The organism is Sporosarcina sp. SG10008, from assembly GCF_044569405.1.
GTDB lineage: Bacteria > Bacillota > Bacilli > Bacillales_A > Planococcaceae > Sporosarcina > Sporosarcina psychrophila.
Genome location: NZ_CP172607.1, coordinates 1,335,787 through 1,353,983, shown reverse-complemented (window position 1 = coordinate 1,353,983; position 18,197 = coordinate 1,335,787). Strand labels below are relative to the sequence as shown.

Below are 18,197 nucleotides of genomic sequence, written 5' to 3'. Positions count from 1 at the left end.
AACTGATACGCCCTCACTATTTTTGATAATCAAGCAAAATCCCAGCAAATGTCTTAGTAATCATTTCCATTGCTGGCTCATGAAAATCAAATTTTTCATGGTGATGTGGGAACACCTTTTTAGTATCCTCCATTTTTGCACCGACAAAAAAATAGGCACCTGGAACTTGTTGCAGGTAATAGGAAAAGTCCTCGACTGGCATAATCGGTTGTGTTTCAATTACAGCATCACTACCAAATGTATCCGAAGCTGCTTTTCGAACGATGTCCACCTGCTCGGCATGATTCCAAAGTGCATCGTACCCTCTTTCAATTTGCACATCCACCTCACAACCAAGTCCGCGACCCACAGAACGTGCAAGATCCGTCAGACGTTCGCCGGCCAACGTACGCAACTCTTCATCAAAAACACGAATCGTCCCTTCCATCACTGCTTTTTCTGGAATGACATTATCTGCATCCCCAGCATGAAACTTCCCAATTGAAATAACAAGCTCTTTCATTGGATCTGTATTCCGGCTCACAATGGATTGAAGTGCAACCATGATGTGACTGGCTGCTAAAATTGGATCTGCTCCTTTTTGTGGTTCTGCCCCATGTGCTCCAGAACCATTTATAATAATCTTGACGGTATCTTCACCAGCTTGTAAATAACCGTCACGTACATAAACATGACCTGAATCCATAGTAGACTGAAGATGGGCACCGTAAATCGCATCCACTCCATCTAAACAACCATCCGCAATCATGGCTCTCGCCCCACCTGGCGGCAATTCCTCCCCGAACTGGTGAATGAGGATAATGGTTCCTTGCAATTGATCTTTCACTGCATTTACCGCTTTTGCAAAGCCTAATAATGCTGCAGTATGACCATCGTGTCCACAGGCATGCATAACGCCCGGTACGGTTGACTGGTACGGGATATCCTTTGCATCCTGGATTGGCAATGCATCGAAATCAGCTCGGAAAGCAATCGTTTTCCCCGACTTTCCTCCGCGTATTATTCCTACCACACCTCTCCCCCCAACTCCCCGGCGCACTTCGATTCCTAAGTCATCCAAGTAGTTGGCGATGAAGGCTGGTGTTTCAATTTCCTGATGTGATAATTCTGGGTGCATATGTAAATGACGACGCACCTGAATCATTTCTTCAATAGATTCCTCTATACTATTGATTAGTATTTCTTTTAACATCATCTAATCCCCTTTCCTTCAATGCATTTCTGAATAATAAACGAGTCACTTGACCTGTATCTAATCATAGATAAGCGAAAAAAGGAACTTCTCAGTACTTATATCTCCTATTTGTATAATTATACTTGTAAATGCATTTGAATGCATGTTATAATTTTCGACATCGCCAATACAAGTATCTAGTACATTCACCAATGAGTTAAAAATATATTGCTAATCTTCCAATAATAACGTATATTTTATTTACAAACAAATAATTATTCATTATTGAATACTGTTACCTCTAGGAAAGGTGGTCGTATGACAGGATTTTTCTTACATCCAAATTCAAAAGAAGAAATTATTGATTCGTATGATGAAGATATCATTGTTACTAATCACGCAGGTATTATCGTAAAAGCTTCACAAATTAGTGGACGCTATTACGGGATACGTGCTGAGGATCTCCTCGGAAAATCCGTATATGATTTAGAAAAAAGGGGTATTTTCTCTCCAGCTATTACTCCACTCGTCCTTCTACAAAAAAAGAAGGTAGTTGTCATACAAGCTACCCCTTCTGGACGAAAAGCACTTATTACAGGCGTGCCATTCTTTAATGAGTCAGGCGAAGTTGAATTTGTCCTTAGTTATTCCTATGAAGTAGCCGAACTTCTCGTCATTCAGGAATATATGAAAGAACTTGAAAATGAAATGTCCCTGGCAAAAGAGGAACTCTCGCTACTCCGAAAAGAGAATCTTACAATCGATGGATTGACGATGGAAAACAGGACGACACGAATTGCTTATGAAACCGCTAGGAATGCGGCCGCACTCGATGTTTCTGTCATCTTTTATGGAGAACAAGGAACTGGGAAAACAACAATGGCAAAGTTCATTCATAACGAAAGTAAGCGAAAAAATGGACCTTTCATTGAAATTGACTGCGAAACAATGCCGGAAGCGATGTTTGAACGTGAACTGTTCGGTGGAGAGTTCGAGCAAAGGGTAACGGGTCTGTTGACGTTAGCCCATGAAGGAACCCTCTATTTAAAGGGAATCGATAAGCTTTCGGTTCATCTTCAAGGAAAAGTTGCCAATGTACTGAAAGAACGTAGATTTACCCCTATAAATGCAACTACATTTTCTCCACTTGATGTGAGGCTAATTAGCTCAGCTGAAAATGCATTGACAGAATCAATTGCTGATAAAAAGTTCCATCAAGATTTGTATTACATGCTCCATATTGTTCCAATTCATTTAAAACCGCTTCGTGAACGTAAAGAAGATTTGAGTGCTTTGATTTCCATCTATTTAAGTCAGTTTTCAATTACACACACTACTACAAAGAAGCTCTCAGATGATGTCTTTAACCAGTTACTACTTCTTGATTGGCATGGAAACCATAGCGAACTCAAAAATGTTATCGAACGGTTGGTTGTCCAAAGTACTTCCCCTATTATCACGGCAAAAGACTTGCCTCCAGAATACCGTAAAAAAACAGACGATGACTTGTCTATTATTCATCTTGAAGGACGAACACTACCAAGTATTTTAGATGATGTTGAAATGAAAGTGTTAAGGGATGCGCAGGAGCGCTATCGTACAACGACTGAAATCGCTAAGTTCCTTGGAATAAGCCAACCTTCTGTCGTTCGCAAACTGAAAAAATATACCGATATTGAGTAGGAGGATTTACTGTGCAGCAAAAATTAGGAGAACAACAAGACTGGCTTCATATGGTCGACAACATTGGAAACTTTCTCGCACCAAGTATGGCAAAAGATCACCCGAACTTACCTGTTGTAAAAGCAGAAGGATGTTATTATTACGGCGCTGATGGTAAGAGGTACCTAGATTTCACTTCTGGCATTGCTGTCGAGAACGTAGGACATCGGCACCCTAAAGTCGTACAGGCGATCAAAGATAGTGCAGACCACCTTATTCATGGTCCATCAGGTGTTATCATATACGAATCCATCTTAAAACTTGCAGCCGAACTGCAAACGATTTTACCACCAAAACTCGATAACTTCTTTTTCGCGAACAGTGGCACTGAAGCAATTGAAGGTGCGTTAAAACTTGCAAAATATACGTCAAGAAGACCTTATATCGTTTCTTTCACTGGCTGTTTCCATGGACGTTCAATGGGCGCATTAAGTGTGACAACATCGAAAAGTAAATACCGGAAACATTTGCAGCCCACATGGCTTTCCTATCAGTTGCCATATGCACTGCCTGAATACCTTCCTGAAGGAGCAGATCCTGACGTCTTCTTCCCTGAAAAACTTGAGCAAGATGCGAAAAAACTATTCAACCACCAAGTAGATCCGGAAGAAGTCGCTTGTATGATTATCGAACCGATTCTCGGCGAAGGTGGATACATCATTCCACCAAAAGCTTGGCTGAAAAAAGTTCGGGAAATTTGTGACCGCCATGGCATTCTACTTATTTTCGATGAAGTTCAAACTGGATTCGGCCGCACAGGCAATTGGTTCGCTGCACAGACATTCGATGTCAAACCGGATATCATGGCGATCGCTAAAGGGATTGCCGCAGGGCTTCCGCTTAGCGCTACTGTTGCCTCGAAAGAACTAATGGACCAATGGCCGCTCGGCACACATGGAACGACCTTTGGCGGCAATCCTATCGCTTGTTCCGCTGCTCTCGCATCTCTTGAAGTGATGAAAGAAGAAAAGCTATTGGAAAACGCAACAGCAATGGGCGCCCATGCAGTGGAACGCTTACTTGAAATGAAACTACAACATCCAACCATAAATGACGTTAGAGGTGTTGGTTTGATGATTGGTATCGAGCTTGGCAATCCAGAAACGGGTGAACCTGACGGCGAAGCAGTAATGGCTGTCCTGGATGGTTGTCTCCACAAAGGTGTACTGTTCTATTTGTGCGGCAACTCTGGTGAAGTTATTCGAATGATTCCCCCGCTTACAATAACAAAAGAGCAGATCGATGACGGATTGACTGTATTGGATGAAGCTTTAACGGAATTTGAAAATAAAACAAATTAGAAATGGAGTGATTTATTATGAAAAAGTGGTCAGGGATTGCACTTCTACTCGTTCTAATGATGAGCGTACTTGTGGCATGTGGAACCAAAGATGAAGCAGATGGTGAGAAAACAGGTGCATCAGATACGAAGATACTTAAAATGGGAACTTCAGCAGATTATCCCCCATTCGAATATGTCGACACAGCAGTAAGTGATGAAATCATCGGTTTTGATATTGATTTGGCAAAAATGGTTGCCAAAGAACTAGGTTATGAATTAGAAATTGAAGACATGGATTTCAATGGTTTAATTCCCGCGCTCCAAGCAAAAAGCATTGATATGGTCGTTGCAGGTATGGATGGCAACAATGAAGAACGTAAAAAAGTAATTGATTTCTCAACTGCTTATTTTACAGCTACAAATCTAGTTATTACGATGAAGGACAGCAACATCAATAGCGCGGAAGATCTAAAAGGCAAAAAAATTGGTGCTCAAACGGCATCTGTTCAAGAAAAAGGTGCGAAATCACTTGAAGAACAATATGGTTACTCTGTTGAAAGCCGTGACCGCGTTCCGGATCTTTTCCAAGAAATCAAATCTGGTCATCTTGATGCAATCGTCATTGCAGATGTAGTGGCAAATGGCTATATCGAGTCAAATAAGGAACTGTCTAGCTTTGAACTTCCAGAGGAGCACAAATTAGGTTTATCAATGGCTTTCCAAAAAGACAGCGATTTAACTGCTGAATTTGACCGTGTCCTCAAGGAATTACAGGATAAAGGTGAAGTAGAGAAATTAGTTTTGAAATGGTTCAGTAACTAATTCACTCGGGAAAGAAAGGGATGTTAGCCCATGAATTTAGACTTTTCCCAAATTGCCCCCTCAATTCCTTATATTCTACAAGGAATTGGGGTCACTCTGAAAATTGTCGGCGTTGCAGCAATTATAGGTTTTGTAATCGGAATTCTTTTAGCGTTATGTAAAATTGGGAGATTTAAAGGACTAAAATGGTTTGCGGACATCTATACGTCCATTTTCCGTGGAACCCCATTGATTCTCCAACTTCTTTTAATCTATTATGGTACCCCACAGTTATTCGATATTAAAGTCACTGCATATACTGCAGCTGTCTTGGCATTCGGTTTTAATTCGGGCGCATACATTTCTGAAATTATTAGAGCCGGTATTTTAGCTGTAGATAAAGGGCAACTGGAAGCTTCAATGGCCCTCGGCATCCCTTATAAGAAAATGATGATGGATATTGTTTTACCGCAAGCTTTGAAAAACATCTTACCTGCTTTGATGAATGAATTTATTACCTTAACGAAGGAATCTGCGATTGTCACCGTCATTGGTGTAACAGATATTATGAGAAGATCGTATATCGTAGGCGGCAATACTTATCGTTATTTTGAATCGCTAATCTTCGCGGGTGTTATCTATTATCTGATGGTAATTGTTTTAACACTGATTGGTAAAGCGGTTGAAAGGAGGATGAGACGAAGTGATTAAAATTCAGGATCTTCGTAAAAACTTCGGAAAAGTTGAAGTGTTAAAAGGGATTTCAACCACCATTCAAAAAGGGGAAATCATTGCAATTATTGGTCCTTCAGGTTCTGGAAAATCGACATTTCTTCGTTGCATTAATTTACTTGAAACACCTACAAGCGGACATATATGGGTGAATGAAGCTGAAGTAACAAATCCCAAGGTCAATATTATGAAGGTGAGAGAGCAAGTTGGAATGGTATTTCAACAATTTAACCTCTTCCCCCATAAGACTGTTCTTGAAAACATTATCTATGCACCGATGATGGTCAAAGGAACTTCTAAGGATGTAGCAGAAGAACAGGGGCGAGAATTATTAAAAAAGGTAGGACTCGCTGAAAAAGAGAACGAACATCCAGTTCGATTATCGGGCGGACAAAAACAACGTGTAGCCATTGCAAGAGCTTTGGCAATGTCACCCGAAATGATGTTGTTCGATGAGCCAACTTCTGCCCTTGACCCTGAAATGGTGAAGGAAGTACTGGAAGTTATTAAATCGTTAGCACTTACCGGTATGACGATGGCGATTGTAACCCATGAAATGGGATTTGCGCGAGAAGTCGCAGATCGCGTGTTATTTTTGGACGATGGGCAATTAGTTGAAGACGCCCCCCCTGCCGCATTCTTTTCTGCACCAAAAAGTCAACGTGCACAAGACTTTTTAGAGAAGATATTATGATTGTATTAAACTAAAAAACCCAGTAACTCTGTCGATTAATTTCGCCTGAGTTGCTGGGGCTTTAGTTATTTACCTCGTTAAAATTGCATATCCACTTTACACCGAGTCAAATAAATGCCACTTAGATAGTAAAACTCTAAGTGACACGCTTTATATATTATTCAACTGTTCCAAGTTCTATGTTTGACTATCTGTATTCACTGACGACTCTTTTTCGGCGATACAAGAGCGTATCTTTCCCATTTCCTACTCTTCCATCGGTAATACATAATAATAGCACGCGTCCATTCATCTACAGTAATCGCTAGCCATACTCCAACGAGTCCAAGGTTTAATTCGAACACTAGAAAATAGCCTAATGGCAAACTCATCGCTACCATTGAAAAAGAACCAATGATAACCGGATATTTTGCATCTCCAGCTGCACGCAATGAGGAGATAATAACAATGTTCAACGTACGCCCGGTTTCTAGTAAAATACTAAGAAGTAAAACGGATGCCCCTATTTCAATGATTTCAGTGTTATCAGTAAACAACCTCATCAATGGATAGCGGAATATGATAACGAGTGTCACCATACATAACGTAAACAGAAATGCCCATTTGACACTTGTCCAAACACTCGTATATGCCTCGTCTTGCTCGTTTCCGCCAACAAACCTTCCAACAATAATCGCCGTTCCCATACCAATCGCAATCGCGAATAAATACGTAAACATTGATATGTTCACAGCATATTGTCTTGCTGCTAATGATTCCGCTCCTAAGTAAGTTACATAGTATAAGAAGACAATTTGACACCCTTGATACATCACCTGTTCGAATGCGGATGGAATGCCTATCTGTAATATTTTACGAATATATTCTTTTGACAATGTAATATAATAGCGGAACTCTACACGGTATTCCATTACTCGATAAAGTATCCAAAAGAAAACAATCAATGCAAGCAAGCGACTGACAACAGAAGAAATTGCTGCACCCTGTACCCCTAACTCTGGAAAACCAAAATTCCCGAAAATTAGTGCATAGTTGCCGACTACGTGAACAATGTTCATACCTAATGAAACAAACATCGTTTGTTTTGTAAAGCCATGTACACGAATAATCGCTGATAACGAATTAATAATAGCTTGTAAGAAAATCGCTCCGCCCACAATGATTAAATATTTTGAAGCATGCTCCAGTACATCGCCTTGTAAATTCATAGCAATCATCATGTTTTTTGAAAATATAACGAAAATAACACTCATAAGAAGACCGACAATTAAATTTAATGTAACCGCTAATGCTGAAATTTTGGATGCTTCAAGATACCTTTTCGAGCCGAGATATTGTGATACAACAATTGCCGCCCCGTTCCCAACAACTTCTAGGATGAGAATGGCAATATGAACATACTGATTTGCCGCCCCTACACCTGACACAGCATCATCTGACAATGCACTCAACATGAATGTATCCGCGATACCCATCAACATAAAAAGAAAGACTTCTAAAAAAATTGGCCATGTTAAATGAAATAAATTCAGTTTTTTGTCTGGTCTTTTTGCAGTTTCGGCTGATGCCATTACTACACTTCCCTTCTTTATCCAATTACATTCAAAGTATCTTACCATAAACCTTGAATGTAAACTATAAAGAATGTATGTTAATCGCTTTCATTTTTTCTGCAACAAAGCTATGTATAAACTGCGGAAATTTCACCGCAATTAAAAAAGTCTTCAATCAGTGGGGATTCTTCATCCTCCACTGATTGTTAGCATAACCATACGGGCTATTACGATTAGTTGACTCTCCACTTATTCTTCTCGTGTTTGAAGTGGGAATCTTACTGCCCGTTAATGCGGGATAAAACTTATTTAGGCCACCCCATCGATGTCTGGCCCTATTCAAGAAATGTTTCATAAGCCAATTGGATCACCTGTTCAAACAATTTGGTTCCGTGTTGGCGGACCCCCATTACTCACTACACCTTCTTTAAAATCTTCACTTCAAATCCTTTAAATAAACGCCATATATTTTCCATGGATTAAAGTCTAGTTTTTTATAAAAGTCCACTAAAATTGTCCAATCAATAATGATAGTTTCAGTGTTTCGTTCTTGTAAATAAGCTATTGCTGCTTGAACAATCGCTAATCCGTACCCTTGCTTTTGTTCATTCGCATCAATCCCTAATGGACCAATCCCACCGACCTCTTGTTCAAAAAGGGGACTCCAATAAATATTTTGTGCAATGAATGGCGAGTGGCTATCATTTATTCTACAAAAACCTATGATTTGACCTTTCTTTTTGACGACAACAAATTCTCGTCCATCCCCATTCATTTCAAAGTACTTCATCGTTTCATAGACCCATCTTCCGGGAAAACATCTTTCTAGAAATAAAATTAGATCAACTTCTTCCTCCTTTTTAAGGATTGTAAATACAACTGAATTATCAACAGGTAAGTCATATTTTTTATCCAGGTGATTAATCAAGTCATATGTGTCTACTCTTTTAGTGTAGCCATGTTTTTTCGCCAACTTTTGAGCATTCTTATATTGATCCGGTATACCCGAGAAATAGTGAAAGGGGTCACCACCCAATTGCATCTCCTCAACACCATTTCCTTTTAATTGTGCTTCTGCACGTTTAAGAAGCTTTGTTCCAAGCCCTTTCCCCCGGTGTGCACTGTCTATTAATAACACTTGGATCCACCCCCTTTTAGGATCCATTTTCACGTCTATTGTTTCTTGCCATCGTTTAGCAACTACAAATCCAATCACATGGTCTTGATCATCTACTGCGATATAAGAACCTTCATAGCTAACGTTCACGTCATTGAAACTATTCTGTATAAACAGCTCTTTACGCATCGGAAAATCTACGGCTAATTCTTTATTCCATAACTCTACTAGCTCTTCTAATCTATCGCGTTTCCAAGCAATGATTTTCATCTAGACCCCTCCACTACTGTAATGGTTATTCCTTTCCGAACGTTTCTTCCATTCGTTTAATCGGATCATCCATCATCTCCTCTCCCCATTCGACAACTTGATCCGCCTTTAGAAGTTCCTGTTTCAATTCTTCATAATCTACATTTTGGACAGCTATTTCATGTTTATAGGCAAGAGCTGCCGCCGTTCCTGCTGTCTGCCCAAGAATCATAAATATCGGCTCCATTCGAATCGAACCATAAGCAATATGTGAACTTGATAAGCAAACGGGAACAAGTAAATTCGTACATTCCTCAAACTTTGGACGAATGGAACGATACGAAATCGCATAAGGAGCAATTGGTACTTGAACATCTCCCTCATTCACACACCTGCCATCAATCACGACACGTCGGCAGTTATGAGAATCCATATGGAATGATGCCAAACCGATCGGATCATCAACAAATGTCTGCTTTAGACAATTATGATCTGTCATGACATAATCAGAAATCATTCTTCTTCCTTCACGGATATACAACTGATGTGGCCAGTTTCCCGTTTTTTCAAATTCATCTTTCGGTAATCCCCAGGCAGCTACTTCCTCACCGATTTCTACTGGTACACGTAAATCATTAGCTAAAAAGTACAACATCCCCAAATCATAATTCAAATGATCTTGAAAAATCTCCTCACGTCTATGATAACTACCTTCAGGCCAGTCATAATTCATCCCAAGATTGTCCGTCGAAATGGCGCCATAATTATTTAAATCGGATTTTCCGTTTGGCAACATCGTGTGAAGGTTCATCGCATCCCAAACACCCGCTTGAATATAACGAAGTAGAAGCTGATATCGATCTGATTCATAATGTGATGGCTTTGGAAATGGAATACGATTCTTTCGTTCCTTCGTCAAGCAAATCCGGAAATTATACGCTTGAATTCGATGATCTCCTTGCCCTTGATAACCTAACTGTTTGGGATCATCTTCTGTAATTCCCGGCAACAAACCACTCTCTGCCTCCCCCTCCACAACATAAGGATCAATCCACTTTTCAAATTTATGATGCGGTGCTCCAAATTGGACGCCATTATAAATCTCTTGATACGTTGCATTTGATTCTCGTCCAACAAAATAACTAACATCTGATTTAGCTAATAAATCACCTTCATAACTACAATCCATAAAGACTTTCCCTTTATAGCGAGACCCATTTTCCATTATAATTTCAATGATTGCCCCATTCTCTTTACTTACCTCTGCTAGATGTTGGTTTAAATAAACCGGGATATCATAATCTTTCATCCATTTATCAAATACATACTGAGCCGCCTTCGGTTCGAATTTCCATTGTTTCTCTTTTCGGTAGTACTTCGCTATTTCATTATAAAATTCTCTTGAAAGACCACCAACAGCATTTTCAGCGCCAAGATCTGTAGCTCCTAATCCGCTCGCAGTCATCCCACCAATATTTCTGCTAAACTCAATGATTGCTACAGTGAGACCCATTCTTGTCGCTTGAATAGCTGCCGTTATTCCCGCTGGTGTTCCTCCGTATATAATCAGGTTTTTTTCAATTAACGTTGGCTTGTTGACTTTTTTTGTTGGTACATAATAATGCAGATTACTAAAATCCATAAGTAAAACCTCCGTATATTCTGTTAGGCTTTATTGTTCTTCTTTTAATGCCCATGCAGTTGAATAAATCTCGGTTCCTTTTTTTAAATAATAGAAGTAGATCGACATCATTTCTTTTGTTGTAAATGATTTAAAATTATCCTTTGTCTGAATGACAAGTAATGATTCAGTCTCCGTCATATCCAGCTTCGCCAAATGCTCATATACATCGCGTAAATAGGAAGGTATCTTTAATTGACTCATCGGCTCACGGACTTTTTCTGGATCCACTACTCGAGCAGGAAAAAGTGGTGCATTCCACTTCGTATGCTGTGATAAAAGTTTTTCTAATTCGAGCAGCATCTCATGAAATGCTGCTTTATCCTCATTAAAAACAGTGAAATATTCTTCTGCAATCACTTCATATTTTTCACCCCAGGCAATCCTTGTGTATACGTAATTATTAAAATGGTGAATCCATTTCCAGGGGTAGTTAACTTCTAGCTCTGGATAGTGTTGTTTTTGATGCGTTGGTACAATTAAATTTAATACACCGTTTATAGTCAATTGTTTATAATCATGTAAATCTTGCTGTATTCTCATAAGAAGTGGCGGGAATAGCTCCGTTAACATAAAATGATCACTATAGTACTCAAGAACTGTTAACGATTTCCCGCATTTTTTCGTTTGCTCATTCCAGTCTTGCAATGTTTGATAGGCTCTAACTTGCCTAGAATCACTTGAATTTATGGCTGATGAATAATCCCTTCCCCAATAGGCATATAACGCATCGACTTGATCAGATGCTTCTGTTTGTTTTTCCCTTTCCAGCATGTTCCAAGACAACCCAGCATTGTACACAATATATTCTACTTCTACGTGTAATCCTTCTTTATCAAGCGCTTCTTTCATTTTTTCAGTAAATCGAATATATGTCGGTAAAAATCCACTCGCGTTTTTCTCGTCAATTCCGATATCTTCAGGCCACAACGATATTCTAGTAATCACTTTGTTTTCCAAACAGATAGCGACTATTTTTTGAATGACTTTATCCTGAAGATATGTATTTTCAGCAAAGAACTTTAGTTTCTCTTCTTGCTTGAGCATATTCTCGTTCGTATCCTTTTGTATCTCTCTAAGCAAGTAACTTAAACTATGACCGCCTAACGTCACTTGAACATCTCTTTTACGTAACGCAGAAGTTACGTATGATTTAACCTCATTCCATAAGAAGAACGTGAAGAAATATTCATTTTGTCCGTTTTTAACTCCCCAATCTATGAGGGTATTGATATAACCGGGATCATTAATGGTTTCAATAATATTTCCACGTCTAGCAAACATCGGTTCATGGATATATAGTTCTTCTTTCTTTGGTGAATGAGGGTTAACGATTGTTTCTTTGTCCAAATCAATCCACTGGTAACCAAACTGCTTTTTACAATACATATAAACACCATAGAGAATAGAACGGGGCTCATTCCCAATAATCCACATATCATGCTCTGATCTAATCAATGCAAAACCATCATCATTTAGTATGATTGTTTTTCTCATATCCTTCAAAGAATGATATTCGTTTGTTGTTAGCAGGATAACTCTATTCATGTTTTTATTAAGTGCAGTGAATTCCGCCTGGGCATCGATTGTACTTTCATGTCCTGCTTCTCTCATTAACCTTCTTAACTCTTCAACAGCGAACAAAACCGTTTCGTGATTATTCCAGTAAATAATTTTGTCTATGATTAACAACACCTTTCTTAAATATAGAAGTTGAAATAAAGATTCCCTTCAAATCCGCTACGGCGCTAGGGGATGTCTCCCGCACTCCCCCTTGTAAAGCGCCTTCACTCAGTTGATATAGTTATTCATTTGTTCAATATATAATGGAAGGTTTTACCCCTTTTCCATCAAACAACAAAAGGACACTACAGCTTCCTATCTTAATTGACGAAAACTAGTGCCCTTATTAGTGTCTATAACCTAATCGCCTTTTTAAATTTACTTGATTCATAGGCCGCCAATGAAACCTCTAATGATTTCAGTCCGTCATAACCTGTGATAGAAGGTTCTCTTCCTTCTTTTACACAGTTGATAAAATCATTTATTAATCCAAAGTCCATATCGTTTCCATAAAAAACATGTTGCAATGATTTTTCTCCACTGCTGAACATCCTAATATGTTCTTTTAATGCATCTACTTTCACTGTTTGCTTTGTCCCAATCACTTCAATCGTTACATCCCCCCATGTTGGGTACTCTGTAAAACGGGACCAACTTGCATCATGAGAAGCAATCACGCCGTTTTCAAATTCTAGTGTGAGAAGACCAGCATCATCAATAGCAATATCATGAAAATAGGAATCAATAATTGCATTGACCTCCGTTACTTCTACATTTAAATACCAGCGCATGATATCGACCATATGTACGGTATGATCTAATACAGCACCACCACCAGATTGTCCTTCATCAATAAACCAGTCACCAGGATTCTGCCCCCGATTGGTTGTCCGGAAAGCTATAATATCACCAAGTTCTCCGTTATCAATCATTTCTTTTACTTGTTGAATCGGTGAGCTAAAGCGTACAGGGTAAGCAATTTGCAAAATAACAGCATGATCTTTACATACCTGAATCATTTCCTTAGCATCTCTAAGATTCGTTGCAATTGGTTTTTCACAGAGGATATGTTTCTTTGCTTTCGCGGCATTTACAACCATTTCTTTGTGACGATTGTTTTCACTGCAAATAATGACAGCATCCATTTCCAATGCTAAAAATTCTGCTTGGTCACTGTAGTGGTCCGTATTATATGTTTTGACGACTTCTTGGCCCCTTTCAATATCTTCATCAAAGATGCCCACTAACTCAACGTTCGGTATTCTCTTTACGCCATCCGCATAACTGTATGCATGCATATGTGCAAAACTCATCATGCCAACCTTCATGAATGAGCACCTCCATTGAATAGGTTACTAAAATAATTCAATCGATTAACGAGCACCTGATCTACTTTCTGAGCTGTTGCTAAAATGGCATCGACCGAATAGGCTAATGGTAGAGACGCCTTACTTCCTTGCTGAATCGGTCTCATCTGATCACTATCAAATTCTAAGATCGTTTTAATTCCGCTCCATTCAAGCTCTATTCGCTCCTGATTAGTCACTGTATATTCAATATGCGCCATTGTTCCTCCACCAAAGTCCATCAAAATAATCGTATGTACTGGAATCACAGTTTGATCCGTTTGTTTTACTTGAATACGTTGAGGCTCCCCAAGCAATGACGATAATACATATAAATCGCCCGTGAGTAATGAATTGTTTTCATATTGCTTCACCATGCGTCTAAAACGAAAAACGCCTTTAGGTTTTTCTTCTTTATCGATCAACCCTTTTACTTTTTGATAAAATGGATAGTTTTCTAAATCAAAATACACATGCCATCCTAGACTTTGATGGTCAACTGTTAATTCAGTGAATGGAATATAAACTTCATTTCCGGCATCCGCTATAATTCCCATATACTCTTCAGAAACAGGTAACACATATGTAGTATCTTCATAAGTAGTATTATTTAATTGTTCAACCGACTCTATTAGAATTACATTTTCAACTGTATTACGAAAGTCGAGTTTCTCTAAGCTAGCAAATACAATTTTCATGATTACTTTCAACTCCCTATCTCAATAGGTTTCTTAAACGATTAACCGCTTCTTCATTAGCCATTTTCGCGTCGTCATGTCCTTCATATTCAATAGATAACCAACCATCATAATTCGAATTTTTTAATCCATTTACAATATAAGCGAGATCCACTTCACCATCACCTGGAATAACGCCGATTAGTTCCACCCCTTCTGATGAACGAAAGCCACGAAGTGACTCATTTTCTACTTTTTCACGAAAATCTTTAAAATGAACATGAACAATTTCATCTTTCAACCGCTTAAATGCTTCTGTCGGCTTTTCATGGACAAGCAAAAAATTCCCCGTATCAAACGTCGATTTTACAAAAGGACTATTCACCGCCTTTATAATCTCGCTTACTTGCTTACTCTTACCGGCTAATAAGCCATGATTTTCAATAGCTAAATAGATTCCCTCTTTTTCAGCTATTTCTGCACATTTCTTCAAACCTTCTATAATCCAGGCCGATCCATTTTCATATGTTAAGTCACCTTGGATATCGCCACAAAATACGCGAACAATTGTCGTTCCAAGTTTTTTCGCAACTTGAATACCGTGTAAAACCTTTGCCACTTCTTCAGCACGTTCTTCAACTGCTTCTTTCACAAAATTATTCGTGATATCATATGCAGACACTTGTAAATTATAGCTTTTCAATGCGGTAAGTACTTCTCCGATTTCTTCGTCTTTTTCGTCCTTATTCGTCCAATAAATATCGAGCAATTCCACCCCTTCCGTTGAAATACTGCTGGCATAGTCAATGAAATCGACAATCGACCAGTTTTCCTTCCGGATAGTGGATACCAAGCTATACATACTTACACTAATATTCATGCGATCCCTCCACGTCGATTGACTTTCACTAACGATAAAATTCTGCTGGCCACTCTAATTCAAAACCATCTGCTCTTAGCTGATCTTGAAACTCTGATAACAACAGTTTATTTTCACGAACTGTTTTGGGATCTGTGTTGTTCTTCATACAAAATGCAACTAATGCACCGCATGCCTCCCCTATACTCCACTCTGTTGGATGAAGGCGATAGCAACCGTTTGTTATATGTGTTGTTCCAATATTTTTACTACCTGCTAACAGGTTATCTGTTTCTTTCGGAATCAGCGCACCTAAAGGGATATGGAAGGGTAACGCTTTTATATCTAGATAGGTTCTCCCGGTCATACTTGGATGTAAATCGATGCTATATGAGCCAATCCCTATACGATCAACATATAACTTTCCTGTCTTCCCTTCATTAAAATCAGGTGAAACATCCTGCTCTACGATTGTGTATTCCGCTTTGATCCGTCTCGATTCCCTAATATAGGCTGCTTTTGCTAAGCCATCTTCAGTTGCGAATAGATCTTTACGAAGTTTCAACCCTGGATATCCTTTACTGCCATCAGGCCGCGGCGCTTCGGTTTGTAACCAATACAAAAGGGACAAGCTTAACTGTTTTGCTTGATAGATATGTTTCTCTTTTTCTACATCGGGCACATCGTAAATGTTACCTAAGAAATAATCACTTTGTGGCCAATTCATTAAGCTGACATCACCAGCATCGACTGGCGTATTAAACTGTTGCTTATCAAAGCTACGTCGGTATTCCCAAAGAGGGAAGCCTGTTTCTTCACGAAAAAGCGTATATTCTCTTTTCTCTTTCGTAATCGGATGTGGCGCAAAAAAGCTTAAATAGTTATCGGGCCATATAGCTGGATGGAATTCTTTCCAAAACTCGTACATCTCCGGCTTCGGTATCGTATGATTTTCTCCTAGCCGGTATTCCATACCAAGTACATATGTGAATGCTTGAATATCGTCAGAATCGGCTACTTTCATTGCATGCGGTTCATGTGTATCTGCTTTCGCTTCCGCACCTGTTACGTAATCGACAGCTGCTAACGGCAATAGATCCCCAGCTTCTGTAGCATCGATGAAATAGGGTGCAGTAACCACTTCTTCTTTTCCAGTTACAGTATTTTTATAGGTTACGCTAGTTAATGTTCTGCCATTTCTTTCAACCGAGGTAGCTACCGTGTTCAATACAATCGTAAGCTGGCTAGTTAAGACATATGGCAGGAGCATTTCATTCAATACATGTAGACTGACTCTCGGATCATGGCAAATGCTACTGACCAAACCATTCCCCGGATTAAATAGTGTTTTAGTAACTTTTACATCCATTGTTCGTAAATAAGTGTCTCGAACTTTTTTACGATAGTCTTGGTATCTCTTCGTTGAACCAAATTCTTCAATCCATTGATGTTCATCAGGCGGCACCCCTTGCGAAGTGACTTGACCACCGATCCAGTCGGTTTCTTCTGTTAACAAGACGTGTAATCCATTGGCACATGCCGATAACGCTGCTGCACAACCACCAAGTCCACCACCTATGATGACAACATCTTTATCCACCGTTTTCATTTATAAATATACTTCTTTGCCTGTTTTTGCTGACTCATAGACGGCATTCAACATTCTCATGATTTGCACACCATCAGCAACAGGTGCAATGGTTTCTTTTCCTTCTTTACAACAGTCAACGAAATGATTGATTTCGTTTTTAAAGGCTTTTTCAAAATCGAAGCTCAAATTATCAACTTGTGGTGTAACATTTAAAATCGTGTTGCTTTTCTCCGTTACCATCACTAATTTCGGTTCAATTTCTGCTCCACCTTTTTCACCAAACAATTTAACGTATAACTCATCCTCTTTGGCATGAAGTGTAAAGCTAACATCTACAAACAAAGAGGCTCCATTGTCAAACCGAATGAGTGCATTTGCTAAATCTTCCACATCATTTAATGCAGGGTCGTAATCAGCTGCTTGGTAGAACGATAGATTTTGTATATGGCTACGATTGCCTAACTTTGAATATGTATTACCACTAACTGAGACAGGTCGTGGTTTCCCCATCAGATACCAACAGATGTCAATCATATGGACACCTAAATCAATAAGCGGCCCACCACCAGATTTCGACTGATCGCTAAACCAGCCACCAGGATTACCCAGCCTTCTTAAACATGAAGCCTTGGCGTAATAAATTTCACCAAGTTCATCTTGGTCAATAAATTGCTTGAGTAGCTTTGTATTGTCTCCATGACGTCTGACAAACCCAACTTGTAGTACTTTACCGGATTTCTTAACCGCCGCTTCGACAGCTAATGCTTGTGCAACAGTCATAGATAATGGCTTCTCAACCAAAACATGCTTACCTGCTTCCAATGCCGCATTTGCAATCACTGCATGTGTGTTATTCCACGTACAAATACTAACCGCATCAATTTCCGGATTTTGCAATAACTCTTCATAGTTACTATATAGTTCAGTGACACTATAGCGCTCACCAACTTTGGCTAGACGCTGTTCATTGCTATCACATAACGCCACTAACTCTACTCTATCGTTTTTCATATATGGAATAATATGAAACTCGGAAATAGAACCTCCTCCAATCACACCAACTTTCAACATAGACATAACTCCCTTCTATATAATAGGAATAGTACGCGTTTAAATAGTTAAATTATTCAAAATACTAATTATATAAACTGAGTAA

At 39.1% G+C, this 18,197-nt stretch carries 15 protein-coding genes; 5 read left to right on the top strand and 10 right to left on the bottom strand.

The window, feature by feature from the left end; genetic code table 11:
• Positions 1–16 precede the first annotated feature (16 nt).
• Positions 17–1,192, bottom strand: coding sequence for a M20 family metallopeptidase (locus ACGLYD_RS06545; protein ID WP_399632027.1), 1,176 nt, complete (start codon positions 1,190–1,192; stop codon positions 17–19).
• Positions 1,193–1,492: 300 nt separating this feature from the next.
• On the opposite strand from ACGLYD_RS06545, the gene ACGLYD_RS06540 reads away from it, so the two are divergent.
• Genes ACGLYD_RS06540 through ACGLYD_RS06520 form a run of 5 tightly spaced genes read left to right on the top strand, consistent with a single transcriptional unit; the run spans position 1,493 to position 6,405 of the window.
• Positions 1,493–2,857, top strand: a complete 1,365-nt coding sequence (locus ACGLYD_RS06540) for a sigma 54-interacting transcriptional regulator (protein WP_399632025.1) — start codon at positions 1,493–1,495, stop codon at positions 2,855–2,857.
• 50 nt (positions 2,858–2,907) lie between these two features.
• On the top strand, positions 2,908–4,197 hold the full coding sequence (locus ACGLYD_RS06535; protein ID WP_399633133.1) for an aspartate aminotransferase family protein: 1,290 nt from the start codon (positions 2,908–2,910) through the stop codon (positions 4,195–4,197).
• A gap of 17 nt (positions 4,198–4,214) precedes the next feature.
• Positions 4,215–5,000 (top strand): transporter substrate-binding domain-containing protein, encoded by a 786-nt coding sequence (locus ACGLYD_RS06530; RefSeq protein ID WP_354312872.1) that lies wholly within the window; start codon positions 4,215–4,217, stop codon positions 4,998–5,000.
• 30 nt (positions 5,001–5,030) lie between these two features.
• Positions 5,031–5,690, top strand: a complete 660-nt coding sequence (locus ACGLYD_RS06525) for an amino acid ABC transporter permease (protein WP_187047547.1) — start codon at positions 5,031–5,033, stop codon at positions 5,688–5,690.
• Positions 5,683–6,405, top strand: coding sequence for an amino acid ABC transporter ATP-binding protein (locus tag ACGLYD_RS06520; RefSeq protein ID WP_067208515.1), 723 nt, complete (start codon positions 5,683–5,685; stop codon positions 6,403–6,405). Before ACGLYD_RS06525 ends, ACGLYD_RS06520 begins: the two co-directional genes overlap by 8 nt.
• A 197-nt stretch (positions 6,406–6,602) precedes the next feature.
• On the opposite strand, the gene ACGLYD_RS06515 is transcribed toward ACGLYD_RS06520, so the two are convergent.
• From ACGLYD_RS06515 to ACGLYD_RS06475, 9 genes are all read right to left on the bottom strand, one after another.
• Entirely contained in the window at positions 6,603–7,976 is a 1,374-nt protein-coding gene (locus ACGLYD_RS06515; RefSeq protein ID WP_187047546.1) for an MATE family efflux transporter, read from the bottom strand.
• Positions 7,977–8,394: 418 nt separating this feature from the next.
• Positions 8,395–9,345 carry a GNAT family N-acetyltransferase gene (locus ACGLYD_RS06510; protein ID WP_187047545.1) on the bottom strand — a complete coding sequence of 317 codons (951 nt, stop codon included), beginning with the start codon at positions 9,343–9,345 and terminating at the stop codon, positions 8,395–8,397.
• A gap of 25 nt (positions 9,346–9,370) precedes the next feature.
• Positions 9,371–10,966 (bottom strand): FAD-dependent oxidoreductase, encoded by a 1,596-nt coding sequence (locus ACGLYD_RS06505; RefSeq protein WP_399632021.1) that lies wholly within the window; start codon positions 10,964–10,966, stop codon positions 9,371–9,373.
• Positions 10,967–10,996: 30 nt separating this feature from the next.
• A complete protein-coding gene (locus ACGLYD_RS06500) occupies positions 10,997–12,700 on the bottom strand; it encodes an alpha-glucuronidase family glycosyl hydrolase (protein WP_399632018.1) in 1,704 nt (567 codons plus the stop codon).
• A gap of 221 nt (positions 12,701–12,921) precedes the next feature.
• Positions 12,922–13,896 carry a Gfo/Idh/MocA family protein gene (locus ACGLYD_RS06495; RefSeq protein WP_399632016.1) on the bottom strand — a complete coding sequence of 325 codons (975 nt, stop codon included), beginning with the start codon at positions 13,894–13,896 and terminating at the stop codon, positions 12,922–12,924.
• Complete coding sequence (locus ACGLYD_RS06490) at positions 13,893–14,612, bottom strand: hypothetical protein (protein ID WP_338652608.1); 720 nt, start codon at positions 14,610–14,612, stop codon at positions 13,893–13,895. The genes ACGLYD_RS06495 and ACGLYD_RS06490 overlap by 4 nt, the downstream gene beginning before the upstream one ends.
• 16 nt (positions 14,613–14,628) lie before the next feature.
• Entirely contained in the window at positions 14,629–15,471 is an 843-nt protein-coding gene (locus ACGLYD_RS06485) for a sugar phosphate isomerase/epimerase family protein (protein WP_399632013.1), read from the bottom strand.
• A gap of 28 nt (positions 15,472–15,499) precedes the next feature.
• Positions 15,500–17,059 (bottom strand): FAD-dependent oxidoreductase, encoded by a 1,560-nt coding sequence (locus ACGLYD_RS06480; RefSeq protein ID WP_399632010.1) that lies wholly within the window; start codon positions 17,057–17,059, stop codon positions 15,500–15,502.
• Complete coding sequence (locus ACGLYD_RS06475) at positions 17,060–18,112, bottom strand: Gfo/Idh/MocA family protein (protein WP_399632007.1); 1,053 nt, start codon at positions 18,110–18,112, stop codon at positions 17,060–17,062.
• Between the last annotated feature and the right edge of the window lie 85 nt (positions 18,113–18,197).

Coding starts and splice junctions, on each gene's coding strand:
- ACGLYD_RS06545 (WP_399632027.1), bottom strand. CDS start 1,192: ATGTTAAAAGAAATACTAATCAATAGTATAGAGGAATCTATTGAAGAA.
- ACGLYD_RS06540 (WP_399632025.1), top strand. CDS start 1,493: ATGACAGGATTTTTCTTACATCCAAATTCAAAAGAAGAAATTATTGAT.
- ACGLYD_RS06535 (WP_399633133.1), top strand. CDS start 2,908: ATGGTCGACAACATTGGAAACTTTCTCGCACCAAGTATGGCAAAAGAT.
- ACGLYD_RS06530 (WP_354312872.1), top strand. CDS start 4,215: ATGAAAAAGTGGTCAGGGATTGCACTTCTACTCGTTCTAATGATGAGC.
- ACGLYD_RS06525 (WP_187047547.1), top strand. CDS start 5,031: ATGAATTTAGACTTTTCCCAAATTGCCCCCTCAATTCCTTATATTCTA.
- ACGLYD_RS06515 (WP_187047546.1), bottom strand. CDS start 7,976: ATGGCATCAGCCGAAACTGCAAAAAGACCAGACAAAAAACTGAATTTA.
- ACGLYD_RS06510 (WP_187047545.1), bottom strand. CDS start 9,345: ATGAAAATCATTGCTTGGAAACGCGATAGATTAGAAGAGCTAGTAGAG.
- ACGLYD_RS06505 (WP_399632021.1), bottom strand. CDS start 10,966: ATGGATTTTAGTAATCTGCATTATTATGTACCAACAAAAAAAGTCAAC.
- ACGLYD_RS06495 (WP_399632016.1), bottom strand. CDS start 13,896: ATGAAGGTTGGCATGATGAGTTTTGCACATATGCATGCATACAGTTAT.
- ACGLYD_RS06490 (WP_338652608.1), bottom strand. CDS start 14,612: ATGAAAATTGTATTTGCTAGCTTAGAGAAACTCGACTTTCGTAATACA.
- ACGLYD_RS06485 (WP_399632013.1), bottom strand. CDS start 15,471: ATGAATATTAGTGTAAGTATGTATAGCTTGGTATCCACTATCCGGAAG.
- ACGLYD_RS06480 (WP_399632010.1), bottom strand. CDS start 17,059: ATGAAAACGGTGGATAAAGATGTTGTCATCATAGGTGGTGGACTTGGT.
- ACGLYD_RS06475 (WP_399632007.1), bottom strand. CDS start 18,112: ATGTTGAAAGTTGGTGTGATTGGAGGAGGTTCTATTTCCGAGTTTCAT.